This is a genomic window from Halospina denitrificans (genome assembly GCF_004364635.1).
In the GTDB taxonomy this organism is placed as follows: Bacteria; Pseudomonadota; Gammaproteobacteria; order Pseudomonadales; family Oleiphilaceae; genus Halospina; species Halospina denitrificans.
In genome coordinates, this window is the sequence record NZ_SOAX01000015.1 from 1 (window position 1) to 1267 (window position 1267).

Annotated in this window: 1 protein-coding gene; it reads left to right on the forward strand. The window is 56.7% G+C overall.

Features of this window, described 5'->3' with window-relative positions; all coding sequences use genetic code 11:
* Positions 1-92 precede the first annotated feature (92 nt).
* The gene (locus tag DES49_RS15425) at positions 93-1118 is read left to right on the forward strand and encodes an IS110 family RNA-guided transposase (protein ID WP_133737331.1); all 1026 of its coding nucleotides are present in this window, start codon (positions 93-95) and stop codon (positions 1116-1118) included.
* Positions 1119-1267 lie beyond the last annotated feature (149 nt).

Genomic DNA, 1267 nt, shown 5'->3' on the forward strand with positions numbered 1-1267 from the left:
AACGAATGATATGGACTCCCCCTGCTCCCACAGCATCGATGTGGCACATTGAAGGTGTCTGTGATCTTCAATCTGAAACAGGGGGAGTCATCATGAATGTTACAACCATCGGCATCGATCTGGCGAAAACTGTGTTCAGTATTCATGGCACCGACCACCACGGCAAGGTTGTGGTTCGCAAACGGCTGAATCGCCCCAAGCTGCTGCCCTTCGTCGCGCAGTTGCCACCATGTCTGATCGGCATGGAAGCCTGTTCTGGTGCGCACTACTGGGCACGGGAAATGACCAAGCTGGGTCATGAGGTTCGGATCATCGCGCCGCGGTTTGTGGCTCCCTATCGCAAGAGCAGCAAGAACGACGACAACGATGCCGAGGCCATTTGCGAGGCGGTCGGAAGGCCCAATATGCGCTTCGTCCCCATCAAAACTGAGGACCAGCAAGCAACACTATGTCTGCACCGCATTCGCCGTGGGCTGACCAAGGAACGCACCGCGCAGATCAATCAGATTCGCGGGCTGCTTGCCGAGTTTGGACTGATTATTCCCCAAGGGCGCTACGCCGCACGGCGACGGGTACCGGAAATCCTGGAGGATGCCGAAAACGGCTTGCCCATGCTGGCACGACGTTTACTCAACAACATTAACCAGCGCATTCTCCAACTTGATGAAGAGATCCTGGCCTACGATCGGGAGATCGAAGCTATGGCCCGGCGCGACGAAAAAGCAAAGCGCCTGATGGCCATACCCGGTATTGGGCCGCAAACAGCCACTGCCTTGTTGGCCAGCGCACCCGATCCAAGGCAGTTTAAAAGCGGGCGACACTTTGCAGCCTGGCTGGGTCTGGTGCCCCGACAATACTCGACTGGCGGCAAGGTGCGACTGGGCAGAATCACCAAGCGCGGCGACAAATACCTGCGAACACTTCTGATTCATGGCACCCGAGCGGTGATCGCAAAACTACCCGATAAGAATGATCGGCTCAGTGGTTGGACGAGAGAGCTGGTCGACCGACGCGGCTACAAGAGGGCAGCTGTGGCGCTGGCAGCGAAGAATGCCCGGATAATATGGGCACTACTGATGAACCAGACAGAGTTTAAGTCACAGCCTGTGGAGGGCTGATAGCCGAGCAACAGCGACAGGCAGAACACGCCTGCCAACCGAGTCTTGCAACGGCAAGCGATGACGGAACGGTCAGACCGAGAGTGACAGAGCCTGTTAAGCCTTACGGCTGATACAAGCCGACTAACGAATGAGGCCATCACTCACAC

Coding starts and splice junctions, on each gene's coding strand:
- DES49_RS15425 (WP_133737331.1), top strand. CDS start 93: ATGAATGTTACAACCATCGGCATCGATCTGGCGAAAACTGTGTTCAGT.